The 21,799-nt window shown below is 37.8% G+C and carries 16 protein-coding genes; 13 read left to right on the top strand and 3 right to left on the bottom strand.

Annotated elements, in window-relative coordinates:
- Positions 1–28: 28 nt before the first annotated feature.
- Positions 29–2,677, bottom strand: a complete 2,649-nt coding sequence (locus tag J2T03_RS16365; RefSeq protein ID WP_307212686.1) for a TonB-dependent receptor plug domain-containing protein — start codon at positions 2,675–2,677, stop codon at positions 29–31.
- 198 nt (positions 2,678–2,875) lie between these two features.
- Between J2T03_RS16365 and J2T03_RS16360 the strand changes: the two genes are divergently transcribed.
- From J2T03_RS16360 to J2T03_RS16315, 10 genes are all read left to right on the top strand, one after another.
- Positions 2,876–3,553 (top strand): response regulator transcription factor, encoded by a 678-nt coding sequence (locus tag J2T03_RS16360; protein ID WP_027379708.1) that lies wholly within the window; start codon positions 2,876–2,878, stop codon positions 3,551–3,553.
- A gap of 46 nt (positions 3,554–3,599) precedes the next feature.
- Positions 3,600–4,631, top strand: coding sequence for a sensor histidine kinase (locus J2T03_RS16355; RefSeq protein WP_111956847.1), 1,032 nt, complete (start codon positions 3,600–3,602; stop codon positions 4,629–4,631).
- 133 nt (positions 4,632–4,764) lie between these two features.
- A complete protein-coding gene (locus J2T03_RS16350; RefSeq protein WP_306843586.1) occupies positions 4,765–5,361 on the top strand; it encodes an IS1096 element passenger TnpR family protein in 597 nt (198 codons plus the stop codon).
- 128 nt (positions 5,362–5,489) lie between these two features.
- On the top strand, positions 5,490–6,836 hold the full coding sequence (locus tag J2T03_RS16345) for an alpha-amylase family glycosyl hydrolase (RefSeq protein WP_307212683.1): 1,347 nt from the start codon (positions 5,490–5,492) through the stop codon (positions 6,834–6,836).
- Between the two features lie 138 nt (positions 6,837–6,974).
- On the top strand, positions 6,975–7,415 hold the full coding sequence (locus J2T03_RS16340) for a hypothetical protein (protein WP_307212680.1): 441 nt from the start codon (positions 6,975–6,977) through the stop codon (positions 7,413–7,415).
- A gap of 411 nt (positions 7,416–7,826) precedes the next feature.
- On the top strand, positions 7,827–10,589 hold the full coding sequence (locus J2T03_RS16335; RefSeq protein ID WP_307212678.1) for a M4 family metallopeptidase: 2,763 nt from the start codon (positions 7,827–7,829) through the stop codon (positions 10,587–10,589).
- A 153-nt stretch (positions 10,590–10,742) separates the two neighbouring features.
- Positions 10,743–11,537: a thymidylate synthase gene (locus J2T03_RS16330; protein ID WP_306843594.1), complete on the top strand. Its 795-nt coding sequence runs from the start codon at positions 10,743–10,745 to the stop codon at positions 11,535–11,537.
- Positions 11,538–11,621: 84 nt separating this feature from the next.
- Positions 11,622–11,852 carry a hypothetical protein gene (locus tag J2T03_RS16325; protein WP_307212675.1) on the top strand — a complete coding sequence of 77 codons (231 nt, stop codon included), beginning with the start codon at positions 11,622–11,624 and terminating at the stop codon, positions 11,850–11,852.
- Positions 11,853–11,863: 11 nt separating this feature from the next.
- Positions 11,864–14,371 (top strand): M1 family metallopeptidase, encoded by a 2,508-nt coding sequence (locus J2T03_RS16320; RefSeq protein ID WP_307212673.1) that lies wholly within the window; start codon positions 11,864–11,866, stop codon positions 14,369–14,371.
- A 148-nt stretch (positions 14,372–14,519) separates the two neighbouring features.
- Entirely contained in the window at positions 14,520–15,848 is a 1,329-nt protein-coding gene (locus J2T03_RS16315; protein WP_307212668.1) for a hydroxymethylglutaryl-CoA synthase family protein, read from the top strand.
- A gap of 71 nt (positions 15,849–15,919) precedes the next feature.
- On the opposite strand, the gene J2T03_RS16310 is transcribed toward J2T03_RS16315, so the two are convergent.
- Positions 15,920–16,852, bottom strand: a complete 933-nt coding sequence (locus tag J2T03_RS16310) for an AraC family transcriptional regulator (RefSeq protein WP_307212665.1) — start codon at positions 16,850–16,852, stop codon at positions 15,920–15,922.
- A 180-nt stretch (positions 16,853–17,032) separates the two neighbouring features.
- On the opposite strand from J2T03_RS16310, the gene J2T03_RS16305 reads away from it, so the two are divergent.
- From J2T03_RS16305 to J2T03_RS16295, 3 genes are all read left to right on the top strand, one after another.
- Positions 17,033–18,562: an aldehyde dehydrogenase family protein gene (locus tag J2T03_RS16305; protein ID WP_307212664.1), complete on the top strand. Its 1,530-nt coding sequence runs from the start codon at positions 17,033–17,035 to the stop codon at positions 18,560–18,562.
- A 323-nt stretch (positions 18,563–18,885) separates the two neighbouring features.
- Positions 18,886–19,920, top strand: a complete 1,035-nt coding sequence (adhP, locus tag J2T03_RS16300; RefSeq protein WP_306843608.1) for an alcohol dehydrogenase AdhP — start codon at positions 18,886–18,888, stop codon at positions 19,918–19,920.
- Positions 19,921–20,105: 185 nt separating this feature from the next.
- On the top strand, positions 20,106–20,489 hold the full coding sequence (locus J2T03_RS16295; protein WP_306843610.1) for a DUF779 domain-containing protein: 384 nt from the start codon (positions 20,106–20,108) through the stop codon (positions 20,487–20,489).
- Positions 20,490–20,548: 59 nt separating this feature from the next.
- On the opposite strand, the gene J2T03_RS16290 is transcribed toward J2T03_RS16295, so the two are convergent.
- Positions 20,549–21,748, bottom strand: a complete 1,200-nt coding sequence (locus tag J2T03_RS16290) for a dicarboxylate/amino acid:cation symporter (protein ID WP_307212663.1) — start codon at positions 21,746–21,748, stop codon at positions 20,549–20,551.
- Positions 21,749–21,799: the final 51 nt, after the last annotated feature.

The raw sequence follows: 21,799 nt of genomic DNA, 5'->3' as shown, positions 1-21,799 counted from the left end.
TTTATACTTTTTTTATTTTTTATTTATTTTAAAATGTATAGCCAACAGTGAAATTAAATGAAATACCTCTGTAATAGTCTGTGAGTGTATTATTTCCTTGTTCAAAATTCACCGGTAGATAATTTTTGTCACCAAGTAGGATTTTATATTTGCTGTCTAAAATATTAAGTACTGCAAATTTCAAGTTCCAGTTTTTTGTTAGTTGCCCCTGGTATACAAAATCGAATTGACTGAATGGCTTTTCGTAGTAATTGTCTGTTCCTGCTCCCCCTGTGGCATAAATTTTACTTCCGGAAACATTGTAAACAAAAGAGAATGTATGTGATAAGTTGTTACGGTTTTTCAATTCGTATTTCAAATCAGCATTTATTGTATAAGGAGCGGCACCTTGCAAACCTCTTTTACGTAATTTTTCTCCGGTAGTTGCAAACCAATCTGGTTCTTCCATGACCAATTGTTTTTGGCTTCTTTCAACATTAGAATGCATGATGGTAGCATTGGCACCTAAAGTAAAGTTATTCAGAGATTCTGAAATTCTATTTAAGTTTAAAATTCCTTCAAGCTCAATTCCGAATAAGTCTGCTTTTTTAGCATTATAGAAAGTGATTGTAGAACCTGTCGCATTTCCGGATGGTACTAATGAACGTTCGATTGCATTATCTATCCTTTTTGCAAATAAGTTTACAGCAAACATCTCCTTTGAAGTAGGGAAATATTCCCATTTTAGGTCAATGTTATAGTTTTCACTATTCTTAATTTCCGGATTACCTACAATATTCACATTATCAGGATTGATGTATGTTATGGGCATCGTTTCAATAAGAATTGGACGAGTAATGGTCTTACTGAATGAGAATCTTAAATTGTTCTTATTGTTAAGAGCTTTTTTTACAGCCAATGACGGTAAAAAGAAATCATTGTTTTTTTCTAAGTTGATCTTCTTGTCAGCACTTGGTTCAGAATAACGGATAAGTGTCATGTCATTTTCATACCTGGCTCCTAATAAGATATCCCAGGAATCGTCTGGCTTAAAATTAACGTTAGCATAACCTCCGTTTATTATTTGATAAAAGCTTGAATAAAACTGAGAAATGTCTGAACCTTCCTGATAAAATAAATCACCTTTTCTTATTGATTCATCAAATATAGCTTGTGGCTTATCTACATCTACGATGAAAGGGTCGTTCTTAAATGCTGACTCCGGGCGTCCAAAAATAAATCGGTATGAGGTTTTTCTAAAATCTGTAAAACCATTGTAACCCAACGTAATCTGAAGAGGATATTCCTTTCGGTCTCCTTTCTCACCTAAAGACAGCTGATACTCAGCAAAGGCAGAACCATAGAATCGAGAATCTACATCTAGATACTGACGGATAAGATTATTTCCTCCATAATTCATTAATACATTCCCCTCAGAAAGAAGTTCGCCAGTTAAAGGATTACTGCGGTTTCCTTCAATAATTTTTCTGTCTGGCTGGCTGTAGTTATTGATTACATAACTAGCTCCTGCTTTTAACTGGTTTCTGTCGTTGATTTTTTGTGAGGCAGTCAATTGCAAATCCAAAAATCTTGAAATATCCAATTGATTGGTCCTAAAAAAACCATCTTTTATATTTTGAACTCTTTGATCTTTATATCCAAAATTGTCTTCAATAATATTATTGACATTTTGTAAATAAATAGCATTTAAGTTAATATTGGTTCCTCTATTTTTATATCCTAATCCTAATAAAACTGAAGATTCTGTTTCGTAGTTGTATTGTTTCCGATTAAGGAAATTCATGTTTTCAATAGGCGAGTTTTGACCTTGTGCTCTAAACTGATTGTTAGCTCCGTCTTTATACTCGAATTTAGTGGCTTGATTTAAAGAGAATAAAATTCCTAAATTCCCAGTTTCTCCCATTTTTACCTTCTGTGCAGTTGTGAATCCAATACTTGTATTTGGCATTGATTTTACATTGTCTACATTCCAGGAATTTTTAAACGAGTTTAAGGATTCACTCGGAGTAAATTTGTAGTTATCCGGTCTTGAATTTCTAATTTCGCTAGGAAGTCTTCTGTCTTGGGAATTCAATCCTAAATATCCGTTCATTCCATCTGCACCTTCAGCTACTTTAAAATTGTTTCTGAATGTACTCAAAGTATTCACTCCCACACTGAATTCCACCTTTGTAAAAGGTTTATCAATCGTAAGTGTTTCAATATCAAAAGTAGCTCCGGCAAAATCTCCGTAAAGGTTAGAATTAAAGGTTTTATAGATATTTAATTTTCCTACCACATCCGTTGGGAACTGCTTCAGGGCAATAATCTTTTGGAACGGGTTATTGGAAGGCGATCCAAGACCGTTGATCAATAAATAATTGTATCGTTCTTCAAGACCTCTTACGAAAAGTCCTCTTCCTTCCACTGTAGTGATTCCCGTCACTTTCGTAAGTCCCTGTTCCACGTTTGAGATCCCTTTTCTGGAAATCTCTTCAGCACTTACAGCCTGTTTTTGAATAACCGCTTTTTTTTGTTCTCCTAATACCGCAGCCTCCGTTTTCTTGTTGCTGCTTCCTTGGATTACTACGCCATCAATTTTTTTCTCCTTAATGATCGTGTCCTGCTTCGTTTCCTGAGCGTAAAACATTGATCCGGATAAAAATACGACCGCAATGCTAAGTTTATTAATTTTCATTATCTTACTTACTTTATTTACTAGATTCTTTCGGTGCAAAGGAATAAAAGATTAATGGGGTAAGTGGTTTAGCCAGTTTTAATTTTTTTTTAACTAAACATTAATAAAAGGGAGTTATTGTTAACTTTATGTGAACGATAATACATTTGTTCATCTGTGCTTTAAAATTTATTAACTTTGACTCTGTAAAAATTGAAAATGAACCAAAAGAAAATACTCTTAATAGACGATGAACTGGATATTTTAGAGATTCTGTCTTACAACCTGGAAAAAGAAGGCTATGATATCTATACAGCCACAAACGGTAACGAAGGAATAGATAAAGCCAAAGAGATCATCCCCGATCTTATCCTGTTAGATGTTATGATGCCCGAAAAAGATGGCATAGAAACCTGTCAGGAACTCCGTAAAGTAAAAGAGCTTCAGAAAACACTAATTGTTTTCCTTTCCGCAAGAAGCGAAGAATTCTCCCAGCTGGCAGGATTTCAAGCCGGAGCTAATGATTATATTGTAAAGCTGATCAAACCGAAAATTCTGATTTCTAAAGTGAATGCTTTATTACAGCTGACTTCTCAGGTTTCAGATAATGCTAAACTGATTGAAATTGGTGATTTGGTGATAGACAAAGACAATTTCAGGGTTTCCAAAAGCGGACAGCAGTTCCTGCTTCCTAAAAAAGAGTTCGATTTGCTTTATCTTCTCGCTTCAAACACTGAAAAAGTATTTAAAAGAGAAGAAATTCTGGAAAAAGTATGGGGCAATGACGTGATCGTAGGTGAAAGAACCATCGATGTCCACATCAGAAGGCTGAGAGAGAAACTAGGAATTAATACCATCCAGACATTAAAAGGAATCGGTTATAAGCTTATCGTTTAATATCTTAAATTCCTATCTTTACATAAACCTATAAAAAATTGTAAAATTGAAATTTTACAGACTTACACTCGTCGCCTCGTGTCTTCTGACACTGGTGATGTTTCTTTTAGTGATCATCTTTGATTCACTGAAGGATATCTATTACCAGACCCCTTTCTTTAAAATTGGCCTGTTTACCTGCCTCATCCTCATTTTTATGATCAATTATGTGGTTCTTGAACTTCTTTTTAACTATTATGGGAAAAAACAGGTTCGTGGGCTTTCACAAATGCTTCCGCAGGAAATTGTTCATGACAATAACGAGAATATCACCATTAAAGAACTGGGTGAAAGATTTTCCGATCTTAACCAGCAGCAGATAACGGAAATCGATATGATGAAGGAAATGGAAAGCTACCGTAAAGAATACATCGGAAATGTTTCCCATGAGCTTAAAACTCCTCTTTTTTCCATTCAGGGATATGTGGAAACCCTCAGAGACGGAGGTGTTGACAATCTTACCATTCGCGACAAATATCTGGAAAGGATAGATAAATCCGTAGAAAGACTGATTGCGATCGTTACAGATCTTGATATGATCAACCGTCTCGAGGCAGGAGAGATCAGTATTACGGTTTCAAGATTTGATGTTAATCTTCTAATCAAAGAAATTTTCGAGCTTCTTGAATTTGAAGCTGAAAAACATAATGCAACCCTGCAGATCCAGACCCTTCATCCACAGATCTTTGTAGATGCCGATAAACAGAAAATTTCACAGGTTTTTATTAACCTGATTTCCAATGCTATTCATTATGCCAACAGGCAGGAAGCAAAAGTAGCCGTCAAAACCAGTGTTCTTAAAAATAAAGTACTGATTGAGGTGATCGATAATGGAATGGGAATTAAAGCTGAGGCCCTTCCGAGAATCTTTGAAAGATTTTACCGTGTTGAAACCAGCAGAAGCAGGAGAGAAGGAGGTTCTGGGCTTGGACTTGCTATTGTAAAACATATCCTGGAAGCCCATAACGAAAATATTACCGTAGAAAGTGTCTATCTTGAAGGGACTAAATTCAGTTTTATGCTCGAAAAAAGTAAATAATCTGGTAAAATGTAAGAAAAAAAAATATTTTAAAAAATCCTGAAATATTTTTTTGTCACATGTCATTTATTATATATTTGCAACAGAGATTTATCATAATAATTAAGGCAAAAAAGTAATTTAAGAAACTGATATGGTTTACAAGATCCGCGTAATATTAGATGCGAAAGAGGATATTTTCCGAGATATTGAAGTAAAAGGGAAACAGTCACTATGGAACTTACATTTGGGTATTAAAAGTGCGTTCAGTCTACAGGGAGACGAACTTTCCACTTTTAATATGTTGGAAGACGATGGGACAATAATTAAAAGTGTTCCTTTGGAAGATATGAGTGATGATGGTGATGGCGAAATTATGTCGGATGTGTACATTGATGAAGCTTTTGGAAATGTAGGAGACAAAGCTCAGTTCCAGTACGGGCTTCTTGATCTTTGGGAGCTATACTGTGAGCTCGTAGAAATCATCGAAGAAACAAAAGGAGTTAATTATCCTATCACGGTGTACAGATTTGGAAACGTTCCGTTAAAAGCACCAAGCAAAAGCGGAAGCGGAGGATCTAAAAAAAGATCTGCAATGCCATTGATGGATGATGATTTCAGTTTCGATGATGACTTCGGAGGAAGTACAAATTTTGAAGATGAAGATGATGAAAGTTTCGATGATGAAGAAGAAGAAAACTACAACGATGATGTTTTCGAAGAAGAAGATGATAATGATGATGAGAGATAATATCTGAACAATATAAGCCCTGGAAAGAAATCCGGGGCTTTTTTATTATTACGGATGAATTTTTGAATTGCATCTTCACTATTCCCTTTAACAAAAAAACATTCCTTACTTTTGTTAAAAATAGATGAATGAAGAAATTAATTCTATTAGCAATAATTGGTCTGGGAATTGTTTCTTGTACCACTCAAAATACTCAGAATACTATGGATCTGCCAAAGGAATGGAAGCACACAACCAATATTTACGAAGTCAATTTAAGACAATATACACAGGAAGGAACATTTAAGGCATTTGAAAAAGAAATGCCCCGCCTGAAAAAAATGGGAATAAAAACACTTTGGTTCATGCCCATAACGCCCATTGCCCAGCAAAATAAAAAAGGAAGTCTTGGAAGTCAGTATGCAGCCTCAGATTACACATCCATTAATCCGGAGTTTGGAACCATGAATGACTTTAAGCATATGGTGAACGAAGCCCACCGACTGGGTTTTAAAGTAATCATTGATTGGGTAGCAAACCATACCGGCTGGGATCATATCTGGACAAAAACACATCCGGAATTCTATCTGAAAGACCCTGACGGGAAATTCCATATCGCTTCAGGCATGGATGATATCATTGAATTGGATTACAAAAATCAGGAAATGAGGCTGGCAATGATAGATGCCATGAAATTCTGGGTAAAAGAAACCGGTATTGACGGTTTCAGATGCGATCTTGCTTCTTGGGTTGAAGTGGATTTCTGGCAGCAGGCACGTCCGGAAGTCGAAAAAATAAAACCTCTTTTCTGGCTGGGAGAATTTGATGAGCTCGAAAGCCCTGAATATGGAAAAGTCTTTGATGCAAGCTACTCATGGAAATGGATGCATAAATCTGCAGATTATTATAAGAAAAACGAGCCCCTTCAGGAGCTTAAAGATTTGTTGCAAAAATATTCCATCGTAGGAGATGCTTCCATGAGAGCCTGGTTTACCACCAACCACGATGAAAATTCCTGGAATGGAACGGAATATGAAAAATATGGAGTAATCACCAAGCCTATGGCTGTATTTTCTGCAACATGGAACGGCATTCCCCTGCTATATTCTGGTCAGGAGCTCCCCAATATGAAAAGGCTCGAATTTTTTGAAAAGGATGTTATCAAATGGACCAGTACCTATCAGATGGGTGAATTTTATAAAACTTTGCTGGAACTGAAAGCCTCTAATCCTGCATTAAGAGGCGGAGATCCCAATGTATCCACCTATCTTTTAAATAGCACAGCCAACGACAAAATTTTGGCTTATGTCAGAAAGAACGGAAAAGACGAAGTGCTTGTAGTCCTGAATATGTCAAAAGAGCCCGTAAACTTCACCATCGAAGACCAAAATCTTTCAGGAACTTTCCGTAATGTTTTTGACAAGACAAAAAGAGATTTTGACAGCGGAAAAGATTTTACATTTAAAGTTTCAGATTATGCAGTTTTTGAAAAGTAAATCAGAAATATTTACATCTGTTTTATTTTAAGAGGAGATTCAAATTATTAAAAATATTCAATAGAGGCGGGCTTTAGCCCGCTTATTTTATGCATATTTGTAACCAGCTTTAGCTAAATGTACACGAAATTTTATGATATGAACAAACAGGAATTATTAGACCTCATAAAAACAAAGATTGCTGACAAAATTCAGTCTTTTGAAAACCTGATTGTGGAAACCCGTGCCTCTAGTAATGATACCAAAAGTTCTATGGGCGACAAATATGAAACCGGCCGCGAAATGCTTCAGCAGGAAATCAATAATCTTCAACGGCAGCTCAATGAATCTTTGAATCAGCAGTCCGTTATCCGGAAAATATCAGCTGAACCTTCAGATAAGGTACAGGTGGGGGCCTTAGTCAGAACAGACAAAGGTTTGTTTTATGTTACGGTATCTGTAGGGGAAATTATTTCCGGCGACCAAAAGATCATGACTGTTTCTGCAGAGTCTCCACTGGTGAAAGCGATTCTGGGGAAAAGATCAGGAGAAGAATTTGTTATAAACAATATTCATCAAAAGATTATATATATCTGGTGAGCTATGAATGTGAAAATAACAAATTGAAGTAAAATTTTCTCAAGACCGAACAGACAGTCTTAATTTTGGTTCCCTTCATGATCAATTATTGTTAAAAATTAAGAAAATTTTAGAGACAACCAAACCAATTAATAAGGTTAATTTAAGGAAATAAAGGAAATTTGAGATAAATATTAATAAATTTTTATTGTTAAAAATTTAAATCGATGTCAGAGTTCTGATATATTATTTTTTCTTTATTTGGAATATTTTGGTTAATTTTTTTTATATTAATTATAGTTTTTAATTGATTATACTTTAATGATTTTTAGTTAAAAATATGAATTTCGTAATTATATTTTGTTTTTTTTATTTATTGTATTGGTGCAATTGTTATATTTGGATTGATAACACACCAAATAATTATTGTCTATGAAAAACAAATTGACACTTATGGTTTTTGTTCCGCTTTTGGTAAGCGGCATTGCTTTACAAGCTCAAAGATATGTTGAGCAAAGAATTGATAATGGCAATTCATCACTGATTACATTCAAACCCGGAACAAATGCGAGAGACCTTGCACTGTCCGACAATGGAAAATTTTTCTCCGAGGTTTTAAACCTTCCTGCAGGTTCTAAAATGGTTAAGATTAAATCTGCCAAACTATTTAGTGATTTTTCTGATGAAAAATACCAGCTCTATCATAATGGAGTAAAGGTAGAACTTGCTAATTACATACTGCATTATGTAAAAGGCAATCTCGTAAGCATGAATGGAGAAATATATGATACCAGCGATGTCAATACCCAGGCAGATGTTTCAGAACCCGATGCTCTTAACAAAGCCATTAAACATTTAGGTGCCCAAGTTTTAATGTCTAATACAGCGTATGGACGAGAGATCGGATATCAGCCTAAAGGAGAACTTGTATTGTTACCTGTGGAGGCTTCCAATGAAAAATACAGACTTTTATTAGCCTACAAGTTTGATATTTTTTCTGCAGAACCTTTCTTAAGATCTCATGTATATATAGATGCAAAATCAGGTGCCGTATTGCTTGATGACCCGATCATGAAGCATGCAGGAGAAAATGCTCATGGTAAAGAACTGAAAAATGTAAATGTTTTTGGACCGGAAAATAAATTGGGAGAGAATTTTAAAGCAATGTTTGTCATCGGAAATGCTGAAACAAGATACAGTGGGACAAAATCTATTGAAACCACTCTTGTTAACGGAAAATATGCATTAAAAGATAATACAAGAGGAGGAGGAGTAAATACCTATAATAACAATAATGCGAACTATAGCATTCTTACAAAAAATAATATTACTGATACAGATAACAACTGGACAACGGCAGAACATTCTGCGACCGGGAATGATGTAGCGCTGGATGTTCATTGGGGAGTAGAGAAAACATACGATTATTTTAAAGATACATTCGGTAGAAATAGTTATGACAATCAGGGAGCTATACTCGATAATTATGTGCATGTAGGAAATTCGTGGGAAAACGCAGCCTGGACTGGAAGTGCAATGGTGTATGGTGATGGGGCTACCAATTTTAAACCGCTTGCTGCATTTGATGTGACCGCCCATGAATTAGGACATGCTATATGTCAGGAAGAAGCTGCTTTAGTGTACCAAAGGGAACCCGGAGCATTGAATGAAGGATTTTCTGATATTTGGGGAGCAATTGTTGAAAATGCATATGCACCGGAAAAGCAAAACTTTTTGATTGGAGAAGATATTACCAAAATATCTCCTAACTATCTAAGATCCATGAGCAATCCAAATTCAGGATTATCCAAACAGCCGGATACTTATAAAGGAACCTATTGGAAAGATGCAACCACCACAGGATGTGTAACCCCTAGCCAACAGCAAAATGATTATTGTGGTGTTCATACCAATAGCGGTGTCTTAAACTTCTGGTTTTATTTATTGGTAACCGGAGGTACAGGAACAAATGATATAGGAAACAACTATAACGTTACCGGAGTGGGGTTTGAAAAAGCTGCAAAAATCGTTTACAGATTAGAGACGTCTTACCTAACAGGAAGTTCTACCTATGCTAATGCTATGACATACGGTATTCAATCCGCAAAAGATCTTTTTGGTGCTGATTCAGCGGAACATAAGGCTACTCAGAATGCATTTTATGCGGTAGGCTTAGGAACGGCATATACTGGTGGAACACCAATAACAGATACTCAGGCTCCTACTTCGCCTCAGCTGTCTGCATCTTCTACCACACAAAACTCCACAGCATTATCGTGGAGCGGATCTACGGATAATGTTGCAGTAACAGGGTATGATGTTTATAGAGGAACGAATCTTCTGGGATCTACTTCTGCCACAACGTATTCAGTAACAGGGCTGTCTCCTTCTACTTCGTATAGCTTCACTGTAAAAGCAAAAGATGCAGCAGGGAATATTTCTGCAGCAAGTAATACTGTGAACGTAACGACTCTATCTGGCGGAACTACTATAGTTTATTGCTCATCTTCTGCCAATTCTACATCAGACGAGCGTATCAGTAATGTGAAGTTTGCGGATATCAACCAGTCTTCTACAGGGACAGCCGGATATGAGAATTTTACTTCAGTTGTTGGAAATGTTGTAAAAGGAAATTCTTATTCTATTTCAATAACGCCGTACTGGTCATCTATAACATATAGTGAAGGATATGCTGTCTATATTGATTATAATGGTGATGGAGACTTTACAGATATTGGAGAATTGGCCTGGTCAAAAACGGCAAGCACAGCTTCTCCTGTGTCCGGCAATATAACAATTCCAAGTACTGCTATTACAGGAAATACAAGAATGAGAGTGATCATGAAATACAATGCAGTACCTTCGTCTTCATGTGGCACATTCAGCTACGGACAGGTTGAAGATTATACATTAAAAATAACTTCTACAGGTACCGTTTCTTCATTGATTGCTGAATCTTCAACGGATAATGTAACCATCAGCGTTTATCCGAATCCGGTGAAGGATGTGATTAAAATTAAATCTCAGTCCGATTCAGAATTCAGATATCAGCTTATTGATGCCCGTGGAAGTGTTGTTCAGTCAGGAGAAACAAAATCCCAGTCTATCAACGTTGAATCATTGCTTCAGGGAGTATATATCCTGTCATTGGATAACGGGAAAGAGAAAATTACCCAGAAAATTATTAAAAACTAATCACTGATTTTTAACGAATTCTGAGAGATTCAACAAGTAAATGATAACATCAAACAGCTGTGGAAATAATTTTCACAGCTGTTTTTTTATGAACCATAATAACTCAAAATCGGTTAATTTTTTTTAAATTTGAAGCTTAAAAGCACTTTCAAAATGCAGAACTACCTAGACCTTTTACAGCATATTTTAGACAATGGAACAGACAAGACGGACAGAACGGGAACAGGAACCAGAAGTGTTTTCGGGTACCAGCTGAGATATGATCTGTCAAAAGGCTTCCCGATGGTGACTACAAAAAAAGTACATCTGAAATCCATTATCTATGAGTTGCTTTGGTTTTTGAATGGTGATACCAATGTGAAATATCTCAATGATAACGGAGTAAGCATCTGGGACGAATGGGCTGATGAAAACGGTGATCTGGGACCGGTTTACGGGGCACAATGGAGAAGCTGGCAGGGAGCCGATGGGAAAGTAGTAGATCAGATTACTGAAGTAATAGACCAGATCAAAAAAAATCCTGATTCAAGAAGACTGATCGTTTCCGCATGGAATGCCGCTGAGATACCAAATATGGCACTTGCCCCATGTCATGCTCTGTTTCAATTCTATGTAGCAGACGGAAAACTTTCGCTGCAATTATATCAGAGAAGTGCTGATGTGTTTCTGGGAGTGCCGTTCAATATCGCAAGCTATGCCTTACTGCTGATGATGGTAGCTCAGGTTTGCGATCTGGAAGTAGGAGATTATATTCATAGTTTTGGAGATGTTCATATTTATAACAATCATTTTGAACAGGTCAATAAGCAGCTTTCCAGAGAACCAAGGCCTCTTCCGGTTATGAAGCTTAATCCTGAGGTAAAAGATATTTTCAGTTTTAATTTTGAAGATTTTACCCTGGAAAATTATGATCCGCATCCGGGAATCAAAGCTCCTGTAGCAATTTAATTAGTCATATAAAATATAGTGGAGCCCAGTCTTCACTTTTTTTGTAACTTTTAATGGAAATTCCGGACCTATCTTATTTCTACTATGAAATCACTTAAAATTACTCCTGAAAAGGACATCGATGTTGAAAAACTGAAAGAAATCTTACTTCAGATTAAAGGCGTGGCTTCGGCAGAAATCATTGATGATGAAAACCCCGAAAGTGAGCTGAAAAAAGCTTTTGCCAAAACAAAAGAACAGCTGAAAACGGGTGATTACGAAACCCTGGTTAATGACATTTTTGATATAATAACAAAAAATAATTCTAAGAAATAATAAAATAAAACATGAAAAAGGCGATTTTGTCCATTGCTATACTCGGGATTTTCTTTTCCGCGAACGTATCAGCACAGACCGAAACTTCAGGAAGGGAAAAGGCTTACAGAGCAACACACACGAAAGTAACGGAACTTAAACATACCAAGCTTAAAGTCAATTTTGATTATCAGAAAGAGCAGATGGGTGGAGAAGAATGGCTGACGGCCACTCCGTATTTCTATCCTACCAACGAACTGACACTTGATGCAAAAGGCATGCTGATTCATGAAGTGGCTCTTGACAGCAACGGAAAAAGATCACCTCTGAAATATGAATATAAAGATGATATTCTGAAAATCAGTCTGGACAAAACCTATCAGAAAAATCAGGAATATACAGTGTACATCAAATATACCGCACGACCTAATGAAGTGAAACAGAAGGGAAGTATGGCGATTAATGATGCCAAAGGACTGTATTTCATCAATGCACAGGGACAGGATCCTGATATGCCGACACAGATATGGACACAGGGAGAAACAGAGTCTTCTTCTGCGTGGTTTCCAACCATCGATAAACCGAATCAGAAGACTACCCAGGAAATTTATATGACCGTTCCTGATAAATATGTTACCCTTTCCAATGGTATTTTAAAGGATTCGCAGAAAGAAGGAAATTTAAGAACTGATCATTGGGTGATGGATAAAAGACATGCCACTTATCTGTTCTTTATGGGCGTAGGCGAATATGCCATTGTTAAAGACAAATGGAAAAATATTCCGGTAGACTATTATATCGAAAAAGAATACGAACCTTACGCAAAACAGATCTATGGAAATACTCCTGAAATGATCGAGTTTTTCTCCAAAAAGATGGGCTATGATTATCCGTGGGCAAAATATGCACAAATCTCAGGAAGAGACTATGTGAGCGGAGCCATGGAAAATACAACAGCCACCCTTCACGGAAGTGATATCCTTCAGAAACCGGGACAGCTGATCGATGAAAACAAATGGGAAGACACCATTGCCCATGAATTGTTTCACCATTGGTTCGGAGATCTTGTGACAGCGGAAAGCTGGAGTAATTTAACCGTAAATGAATCATTTGCCAACTATTCTGAATACCTCTGGAATGAGTATAAATACGGTAAAGATCAGGCAGACTACCACCAGATGACCGATGTGAATATGTACATCCATAATCCGGCTGATTTCAAAAAAGATCTCGTGAGATTCAATTATGATTCCCGTGAAGATGTTTTTGATCTTGTAACGTATCAGAAAGGAGGAGGAATCCTTCATATGCTGAGAAATTATTTGGGTGATGATGCTTTCTTTGCCGGAATGAATGATTATTTAAAAACCAATGAGTATCAGAATGCAGAAGCCCATCAATTAAGACTTTCTTTTGAAAAGGTTTCAGGGAAAGATCTGAACTGGTTCTTCAACCAATGGTACTTCGGAAGCGGAAACCCAAAGCTGAATTACTCATTGACCTTCGAACCGGTAAAAAAGCAGGTGGCGGTAACGATCAACCAGACACAAGAGCAGCCGTTTGAGTTTCCTCTTGCGATCGATGTATATGACAACGGAAAGCCGAAAAGATATAACGTATGGGTAAATGCTGAAGCGAAGAATACATTTAATTTTGATGCTTCCAAAACTCCTGATCTTGTTAACATCAACGCAGACGGAATTTTACTGGCTGATATCACAGATACCAAAACTCCGGAGCAAAACCTGATGCAGTTTATAAATTCTAAAGAATTTAAAAGCAGATATAAGGCTTTATCTGCTGTAAAAGATCAGGTAGGAAAAAATCCGGCGGCTACAAAATTACTGGCTGCTGCATTAAAAGATCCGTATTTCAGAACAAGAATCAAAGCCCTTCAGCTGATGGATCTTTCAAATGCTGAACAGATGAAAGCCCTGGGTGCTGATGTTGAGAAATTAGCTTCCAATGATCCGAAAACATTGGTTCAGGCTGCTGCAATTTCCGCACTGGCTAAGACTAAGGATAAGAAATATCTTCCTCTTTTTGAAAAAGGAGTCAATGCTGTTTCCAATGCTGTAAAAGGAACTTCATTAAGCGCTGTTGTAGCCATAGATCCGTCAAAAGCCAATACATTGGCTGATAAAATAGATCTTGAAGGAGCTTCGGACGAATTGCTGGGGCAGTTGCTTCCGGTGATTGTAAAGAATAAGGTGACTTCACAGATGTCCAATATCACTCCGCTTGTTGCCTTTTATCCGTTTATTAAGTTCCAGAACCCGGAACTGGGTAAATCTGCAGAAGAAGGGTATAACTGGATCATGAGCTCAGATAATCTGAAAGCGACTGAAAATATCACCAAAATAATCAGCCATGCAAAAGGTGAAATGGGAGATAATCCTCAGGTAAAAATGATGATTTCCCAGATGCTGAAAGATGGACTAAGTAAAAAAATGGAACTGCTAAGACAGAATCCTCAGAGTGCTGCAAGCATCAACAAACAGATTGACGCCATAAATAAAGCTATTGAAGATTTTAAATAAACAGATCATTAAAATTGCTGAGAATATAACACCGCTGTATCGAACAGCGGTTTTTTTATGATTTTTATATTAAAAAGCAAATTATGTCTGTGAATTGAAGGCTTATTCAAACATCATTTTATAAATTCGTATAAAAATTTAGAATAAAATGACTTTTGGAATTGAGGCTGCGGGCTATTATGTGCCGTCTTTGTACTTAGAGATCAAAGATCTGGCGGAGAAAAGAGGAATTGAACCTGCAAAACTGGAAAAAGGATTGGGATTGCATAAAATGGGATTTCCTGATATTCATGAAGATGCGGCTACCTTTGCAGCAGAAGCTTTGTTGAAACTGATCAGAGATCATGATCTCAATCCTAAAGATATAGCCAGGATTTATCTGGGAACGGAAAGTGCTCTCGATGCGGCAAAACCTACGGCTTCCTACACGATGCAGATGATTGAAAAAGTTCTGGAAAAAGAATTTGGTGAAAGATGTTTCAGAAATTGCGATGTGGTGGATATGACTTTCGCCTGCATCGGAGCGGTAGATGCCCTGCATAATTCTCTTGACTTTGTAAGAGTGAATCCCGACAAAAAAGCAATAGTTATCGCCAGCGATTATGCAAAATACGAACTGGCTTCTTCCGGAGAATATACCCAGGGAGGAGGTGCGGTTGCCCTGCTTATTTCATCAAAACCGGATCTTCTGGAAATTGAAAATAACTGGGGAGTAGCTACCGAAGGTGTTTTTGACTTTTTTAAACCAAGAAGAGCCTACACTAAGGAAGATCTGAATTCAGCTCCGGAAACATTTCCTGATAAAATTGAGATCTTTACGGATGAGCCGGTTTTTGACGGACAATATTCAAACCAATGCTACCAAGACAGAATCAGGGAAGCTTACCAGCATTATAAAGAAATTACAGGAAAAAACAAGCCTTATGGAGACTGGAAATACCTTATTTTCCACCTTCCGTATGCCTTTCACGGAAAAAGAGTTTTTACAGAGATTTACAGCTTAGAAAACGGACTTCCTTACGAAACTCCTGACGAACAGAAAGCTGTTGCAAAATCTGAAGATTATCTCAATTTTATCAGTGAAAAAATTGAAAGATCACAGCGGGCATCTTCAGAAATAGGAAATATGTATACGGCTTCCATTTTTATGGCATTTCTTTCTGCAATGCAGGTTGCTTTTAGCGAAGGCGAAGAGCTGACAGGCGCAGAAATAGGCTTTTTAGGATACGGAAGTGGTTCGAAATCCAAAGTTTTTGCCGGAAAAATATCCCAAAACTGGAAGACAGCTGTTTCAAAATGGAACTTATTTGAAAGCCTAAAAAACAGAAAGGCAGTTGATTTTGAAACCTATGAAAAGCTTCATAGAAAACAGCTTCAGACTTCTGTTAATAAAGATTATAAAGGTTTCGGACTCATCTCAGTAGAATCTGAAGATCCTGTTTTGAAAGGAGCGAGATATTATCACTATAAAGATTAAACATTATCTTCATAAACTATAAGCATTCCATCTTTGGGATGCTTTTTTATTTAAAATATTACTTTACGATCTTAGTAACGCTCAGAAAATACCGTTGAGGTTTGATAGCTCTTTGGAGTAACCCCCACCAGCTGCTTAAACACTCTTGTAAAATAATTGGTATCCGAGAATCCTGTCTGATAGGCGGTTTCCTTAATGCTGTTCTGCCCTGCAAGTAATTCTTTTGCCTTGCTGATCCTTTCCTGCAGGATAAAATCGTTCGGTGAAGTTCCCAGTTCATCCCTGAACATTTTAAAGAAATTAGATTTGCTCACATATGCCAGTTTTGCCATACTGTCTATGGACAGCTTTTGGTGAAGGTTTTTACGGATATAATCTACTGCAAAACCTATCCTGGATTTATTTTTAGCAATATTTTTTTCCACCATGCTTCTGGCCTGGGTCTGCATAAGCCTGATCAGGAGTTCTTTCAGGGCAAAATCTGCCATGATATCTTTCTGGGAATTATCATCCATTGCAATCCTCATGATATTGTTGGTAGCAGAAGCTAAGGACTTATTATTAAAAAGGAAAAATTCATCCAGCTGGATATTCCATTGGGAAGTTTCATCCACTTTGGGAAGGCTGTAATTTAAATAGTTAAGAGAATCTTCTATAAAATCAGGATTAAGGCTTAAAGAAATACATTGGGTAGGGGCTTCGTCCGCTTCAGGAAAATCAATGACCATGGTTTCACCGGGTGCGACGAGAATGCTTTCACCGGGAAAATAGTCAAAATAATTTGTCTTATTGTCCAGTTTCATATGCTTTTTGCCTCTCAGCATAGCTGTAAAAGCAATATTTTCAAAGTGAAGTTGTACTCCGAAAGCAGCCTTGTGTGTCTCGTATATGCTGAATTCACAGTTGTTTAGGTTGAATTTTGTCTGGTTTTCAACAAGGTTCAATAACTGGTTCTCCTTCTTTAATTCAGGAGTATTTAATAAAAATTTATTATTGTTATTCATTTCTAAACATTTTGTAAAACCCAATCACTCAAATATATAAATTTTAGCCCTACACTGTTGTTAATAAAATTATAAAATTAAGCATCTGCACTATTGTGATGTTTTTTTACACGATTGTGCTATCACTTTTTCATGGGTAAATGTAATTTGGCATTACGAAAAAAATAAAATTACATTAATATGAGCACTATGACAGAACCGAAATCAGAGACCGCTTTTCAGTGGCCTGAATTCAAAAACAAATATGATAATTACATTGACGGTAAATTTACACCTCCTGTAAACGGACAGTATTTCAATGTAGTTTCGCCGGTGAATGGTAAAAACTTTACGCAGGTAGCACACTCTTCCAAAGAAGATCTGGAACTTGCTGTAAATGCTGCAGACAAAGCATTCCAAACCTGGAAAAATACTTCATCTACAGAAAGAAGCATTATATTAAACAAAATTGCAGACAGGATCGAGCAGAACCTTGAATACCTTGCCATTGTTGAAACCATCGACAACGGAAAGGCGGTAAGAGAAACACTGGCTGCCGATTTACCTCTTGCTATAGACCATTTCAGATACTTTGCTTCCGTGATCCGTGCAGACGAAGGTTCTCACAACGAACTGGATAAGGATATGGTTTCCCTGATCGTTCACGAACCGCTGGGGGTAATCGCCCAGATCATCCCTTGGAATTTCCCAATATTAATGGCTGTATGGAAATTAGCTCCGGCTTTAGCAGCAGGAAACTGTGTTGTATTGAAGCCTGCCGAAAGTACTCCGGTTTCCATTCTGGTTCTAATGGAAATTATAGGCGATCTGTTACCTGCAGGTGTTATTAATATTGTGAATGGTTTTGGAGCAGAGCTGGGAAGAGCCTTAGTGACCAATCCTAAAGTCTCAAAAGCAGCATTCACAGGTTCTACAGCTACAGGACGCCTTGTGATGCAGTATGCTACAGAAAATATCATTCCTGTAACCCTTGAGTTAGGAGGAAAATCTCCAAACGTTTTTTTCAGTTCAGTAATGGATGCTGATGATGAATTTCTAGATAAAGCGATTGAGGGAGCTGTACTTTTTGCCCTTAATCAGGGGGAAATCTGTACGTGTCCTTCAAGACTTTTAGTACAAGAGGATATTGCAGATGCTTTCATTGCAAAAGTAATCGAAAGAGTAAAAGCGATCAAAGTAGGAAACCCGCTCGATAAAACTGTGATGATGGGGGCTCAGGCTTCCCAAATTCAGAAAGATAAAATTCTTTCCTACATTCAGTTAGGAAAAGAAGAGGGAGCAGAAGTTCTTGTAGGTGGGGATGTAAACAACGTGGGAGAAAACTTAGAAGATGGATTCTATATCCAGCCGACTATTTTTAAAGGAAACAACAGAATGAGAATCTTTCAGGAAGAGATCTTCGGTCCTGTACTGGCATTCACAACTTTCAAAGATGAAGAAGAAGCTGTAAAAATCGCCAATGACACGATTTATGGACTTGGTGCAGGGGTTTGGACACGAGATGCACACCAGCTGTATAATGTTCCGCGCCAGATCCAGGCAGGAAGAGTTTGGGTGAATCAGTATCATTCTTATCCTGCAGGAGCACCTTTCGGAGGGTACAAGCAGTCGGGAATCGGTAGAGAAAATCATAAAATGATGCTTGATCATTACCGTCAGACCAAAAATATGCTGATCTCCTACAACAAAAACAAATTAGGTTTCTTTTAATTTTTAAATATTAGGGCGTGCCCGTTTGCCCCGGCAGAGCCGGGGCAAAACGGTCGGGCTTTCCAGGGCTTCACTTCGTTTCGGTGCTCCATTTCATTCTGCACCGGCTCGTTCCTCGCCGCCCTTCCTATCCCTCACGCGAAAAACAGACATTCTTATCTGAAACATTTCAGGTAAGCAGAAATTCTGTTACGCTACGGGAAGTGAAATTTTCAATGTGAAAAGTCAACAGCTAAGGTTCGGCTATTAGTAAGCTTCACGATTTACCATTGACAATTCACCATTCAAAATCATCATTAACTAAAAAACTAAACTCAAATACTATGATCCCAAAAACAATGAAAGCTGCAGTAGTCCAGGGCTATGGGCAACCACTGAAAATAGAAGAAGTTCCGGTAAGAGAACCCGGAAGATATGAGGTACTGGTAAAAGTAATCGCATGCGGAGTCTGCCATACAGATTTACATGCCGTGGATGGCGACTGGCCGGCAAAACCCAAAATGCCTTTGATTCCCGGACATGAAGGAGTAGGTATTGTAGTAGCTTGCGGACCGGAAGCATATGTGAAAGAAGGTGACGCTGTAGGCGTTCCGTGGCTCTACAGTGCCTGCGGATGCTGCGACTACTGTATTACGGGTTGGGAAACACTTTGTGAAGCTCAGAAAAATGGAGGCTACAGTGTAGACGGAGGTTTCGCGGAATACGTTATTGCCGATTCAAGATATGTGGGACATTTAAAATCTGATGTTAATTTTTTGGAAATCGCACCCATTTTGTGTGCAGGAGTAACCGTTTATAAAGGATTGAAAGAAACCGAAACAAAACCCGGAGAATGGGTAGCTATTTCCGGAATAGGAGGGTTGGGGCATGTGGCTGTCCAATATGCCAAAGCAATGGGAATGCATGTCGCAGCGATTGATGTTGCAGATGACAAGCTTGAACTGGCGAAAAAGCTAGGGGCAGATCTGATAGTCAATGCAAAAACTACAGATCCGGGACAGTACTTACATAAAGAAGTCGGTGGGATGCATGGAGCACTCATTACAGCGGTTTCTCCCATTGCCTTTAAACAAGGAATAGATGTATTAAGAAGGAAGGGAACCATTGCCCTTAATGGTCTTCCCCCCGGCTCTTTTGAACTCCCGATTTTTGAAACAGTATTAAAGAGAATAACCGTAAGGGGTTCTATTGTTGGAACAAGAAAAGATCTTCAGGAAGCGCTGGATTTTGCCAATGAAGGCCTTGTGAAAGCAACGGTAACATCTGCAAAGCTGGAAGATATCAATGATGTTTTTGATAAAATGAAGAAAGGACAGATAGACGGCAGAATTGTACTCGATATTGCCGGTTCAAATTAAATTATAATAGATTGATGGGCTCGGCGGAATTATTTTGCCGGGCTTTTTCTTAACCGGAAAAAGATTATTGCAGGAATATAAAACTTTGCCCTTTGCATTTGGCAAAACATAATGCGGTATATGAACCTATCATCAATTTAATCTTCGTACCTTAATAGAAACAAACTTGTTTAATTAAAAGAAAAATGGAAACGACAATATCCAGATTATCAGCAACAGAAAAAGCACTTGATGTTATTTATCAACTGGAGGATAAATATGGCCCCCTGATGTTTTACCAGGCTGGCGGATGCTGCGAAGGCACTCAACCGCAATGCTTCGAGAAAGGAGGATTCTTCCCCAGAATGAACGATGCTATGATAGGAACCATAAACGGTCATGAATTCTGGATAGATCGCGACTTATTTGAATACTGGAAATACTCTCATTTTACACTGGATGTCACAGATGGTTTTGGACCGGGAGGCTTTTCTCTGGAAACTCCATTAGGCAAGACTTTCAAGGTTCAATACAGACTTTTCACCAAAGAAGAATATGAAAACCTGGAGCCTGTAAAACGGAGTGAATAAATAAACTCCTGATAAAAAATAAAATCTGTTTAATCTGCGTGATTTGCAGGAAATAATAGTCAGACCTTCACAAACCGGTTCACAAACATAGCCGCCACAATATCTCCCACGGCATTCAAAACAGTAGCCAAAGGATCCACCAGGGTACCGATGATCATTACCGCCGGAATAGCTTCCTGTGGTAATTTGTACACTGAGATCATCAGCATTTCGCCGATATATCCGCCGTTCGGAATTCCACCCGCTACAATGCTTACAAAAATGGTGATTCCCAAAGCGAGCAGTAAATTCGCCGGATCAAAAAAATCTTTTCCAATGATCAGAAAGGCAACATATATTTTGATAATAGAAGACATGGAAGAGCCATTTTTATGCAATGTAGTTCCAATTGGGATCACCAGATTAGCAATGGAATTCGGAATGCCGATTTTGGAGGCAGCCAGAAGATTTGCCGGCATTGTGGCAAAGCTGCTGCAGGTACTTAAAGCGGTTAGAGTAGGGTAGACAGCATTTGTCCAGAAACTTTTGATTCCCTTTTGTCCGTTTGCCATAAAAGCATACAAAGAAAAAAAGACAAAGAAATAAACTATTCCTGCAATATAATAAAGCCCTAAAGGTTTAGCATAAAAACCAAAAAGCTGAGGCCCTAGAGTGGCTACCTGATAAGCGAAATAAGCCCCAAGACCAATAGGCGCAAGCTTCATGATCAGTAAGAGCAATTCTTTCATCACTTCGTATCCAGAAGCGATAAAAACCCTGAATGGATGTCCCTTTTCTCCTGCCTTGCGGGCTGCAAATCCGGTCATGAAGGCAAAAATAAGAAGAGCCAACATATTTTGTCTTGAAAAAAGCTGGGTAAATTCTCCAACAGTAAAAAAGCTTACAATCCTGTTACCCCAGCTGTCTTCACTAACGGTTTCGGAAATGAATTCAGAACTGCCGGAAACACCGGAAACCGGAAATACATAAACTACACAGATCGTAAAAATAGCTGCAGTTAAAATAAAAAACAGAAAAGTAAAGGACATCACCAAAATGATTCTTCCAAACTTAGACTGCTGTTCCAGAGATGCAATAGAATTGGAAACAGCAAAAAATACCAACGGTACCACACTCACGAAAAGGAGATTCAGGAAGATATCTCCCAAAGGCTTAATATATTCTACGATATTGGGAGCAGTAATACCTATAATGCTTCCTGCAACAATTCCTAAGAGTAAAAATATAATTCCTGAGTAGTTTTTCAGTACCTCTTTCATGCAATGCTTTTTATCAAAGATAGGTTTATTTTAACATTCTCTTAAATAATT

The organism is Chryseobacterium lathyri, assembly GCF_030812195.1.
Lineage (GTDB): Bacteria > Bacteroidota > Bacteroidia > Flavobacteriales > Weeksellaceae > Chryseobacterium > Chryseobacterium lathyri_A.
The sequence above is the reverse complement of the archived record's forward strand: the minus strand, read 5'-3'. Positions and strand labels throughout refer to the sequence as shown.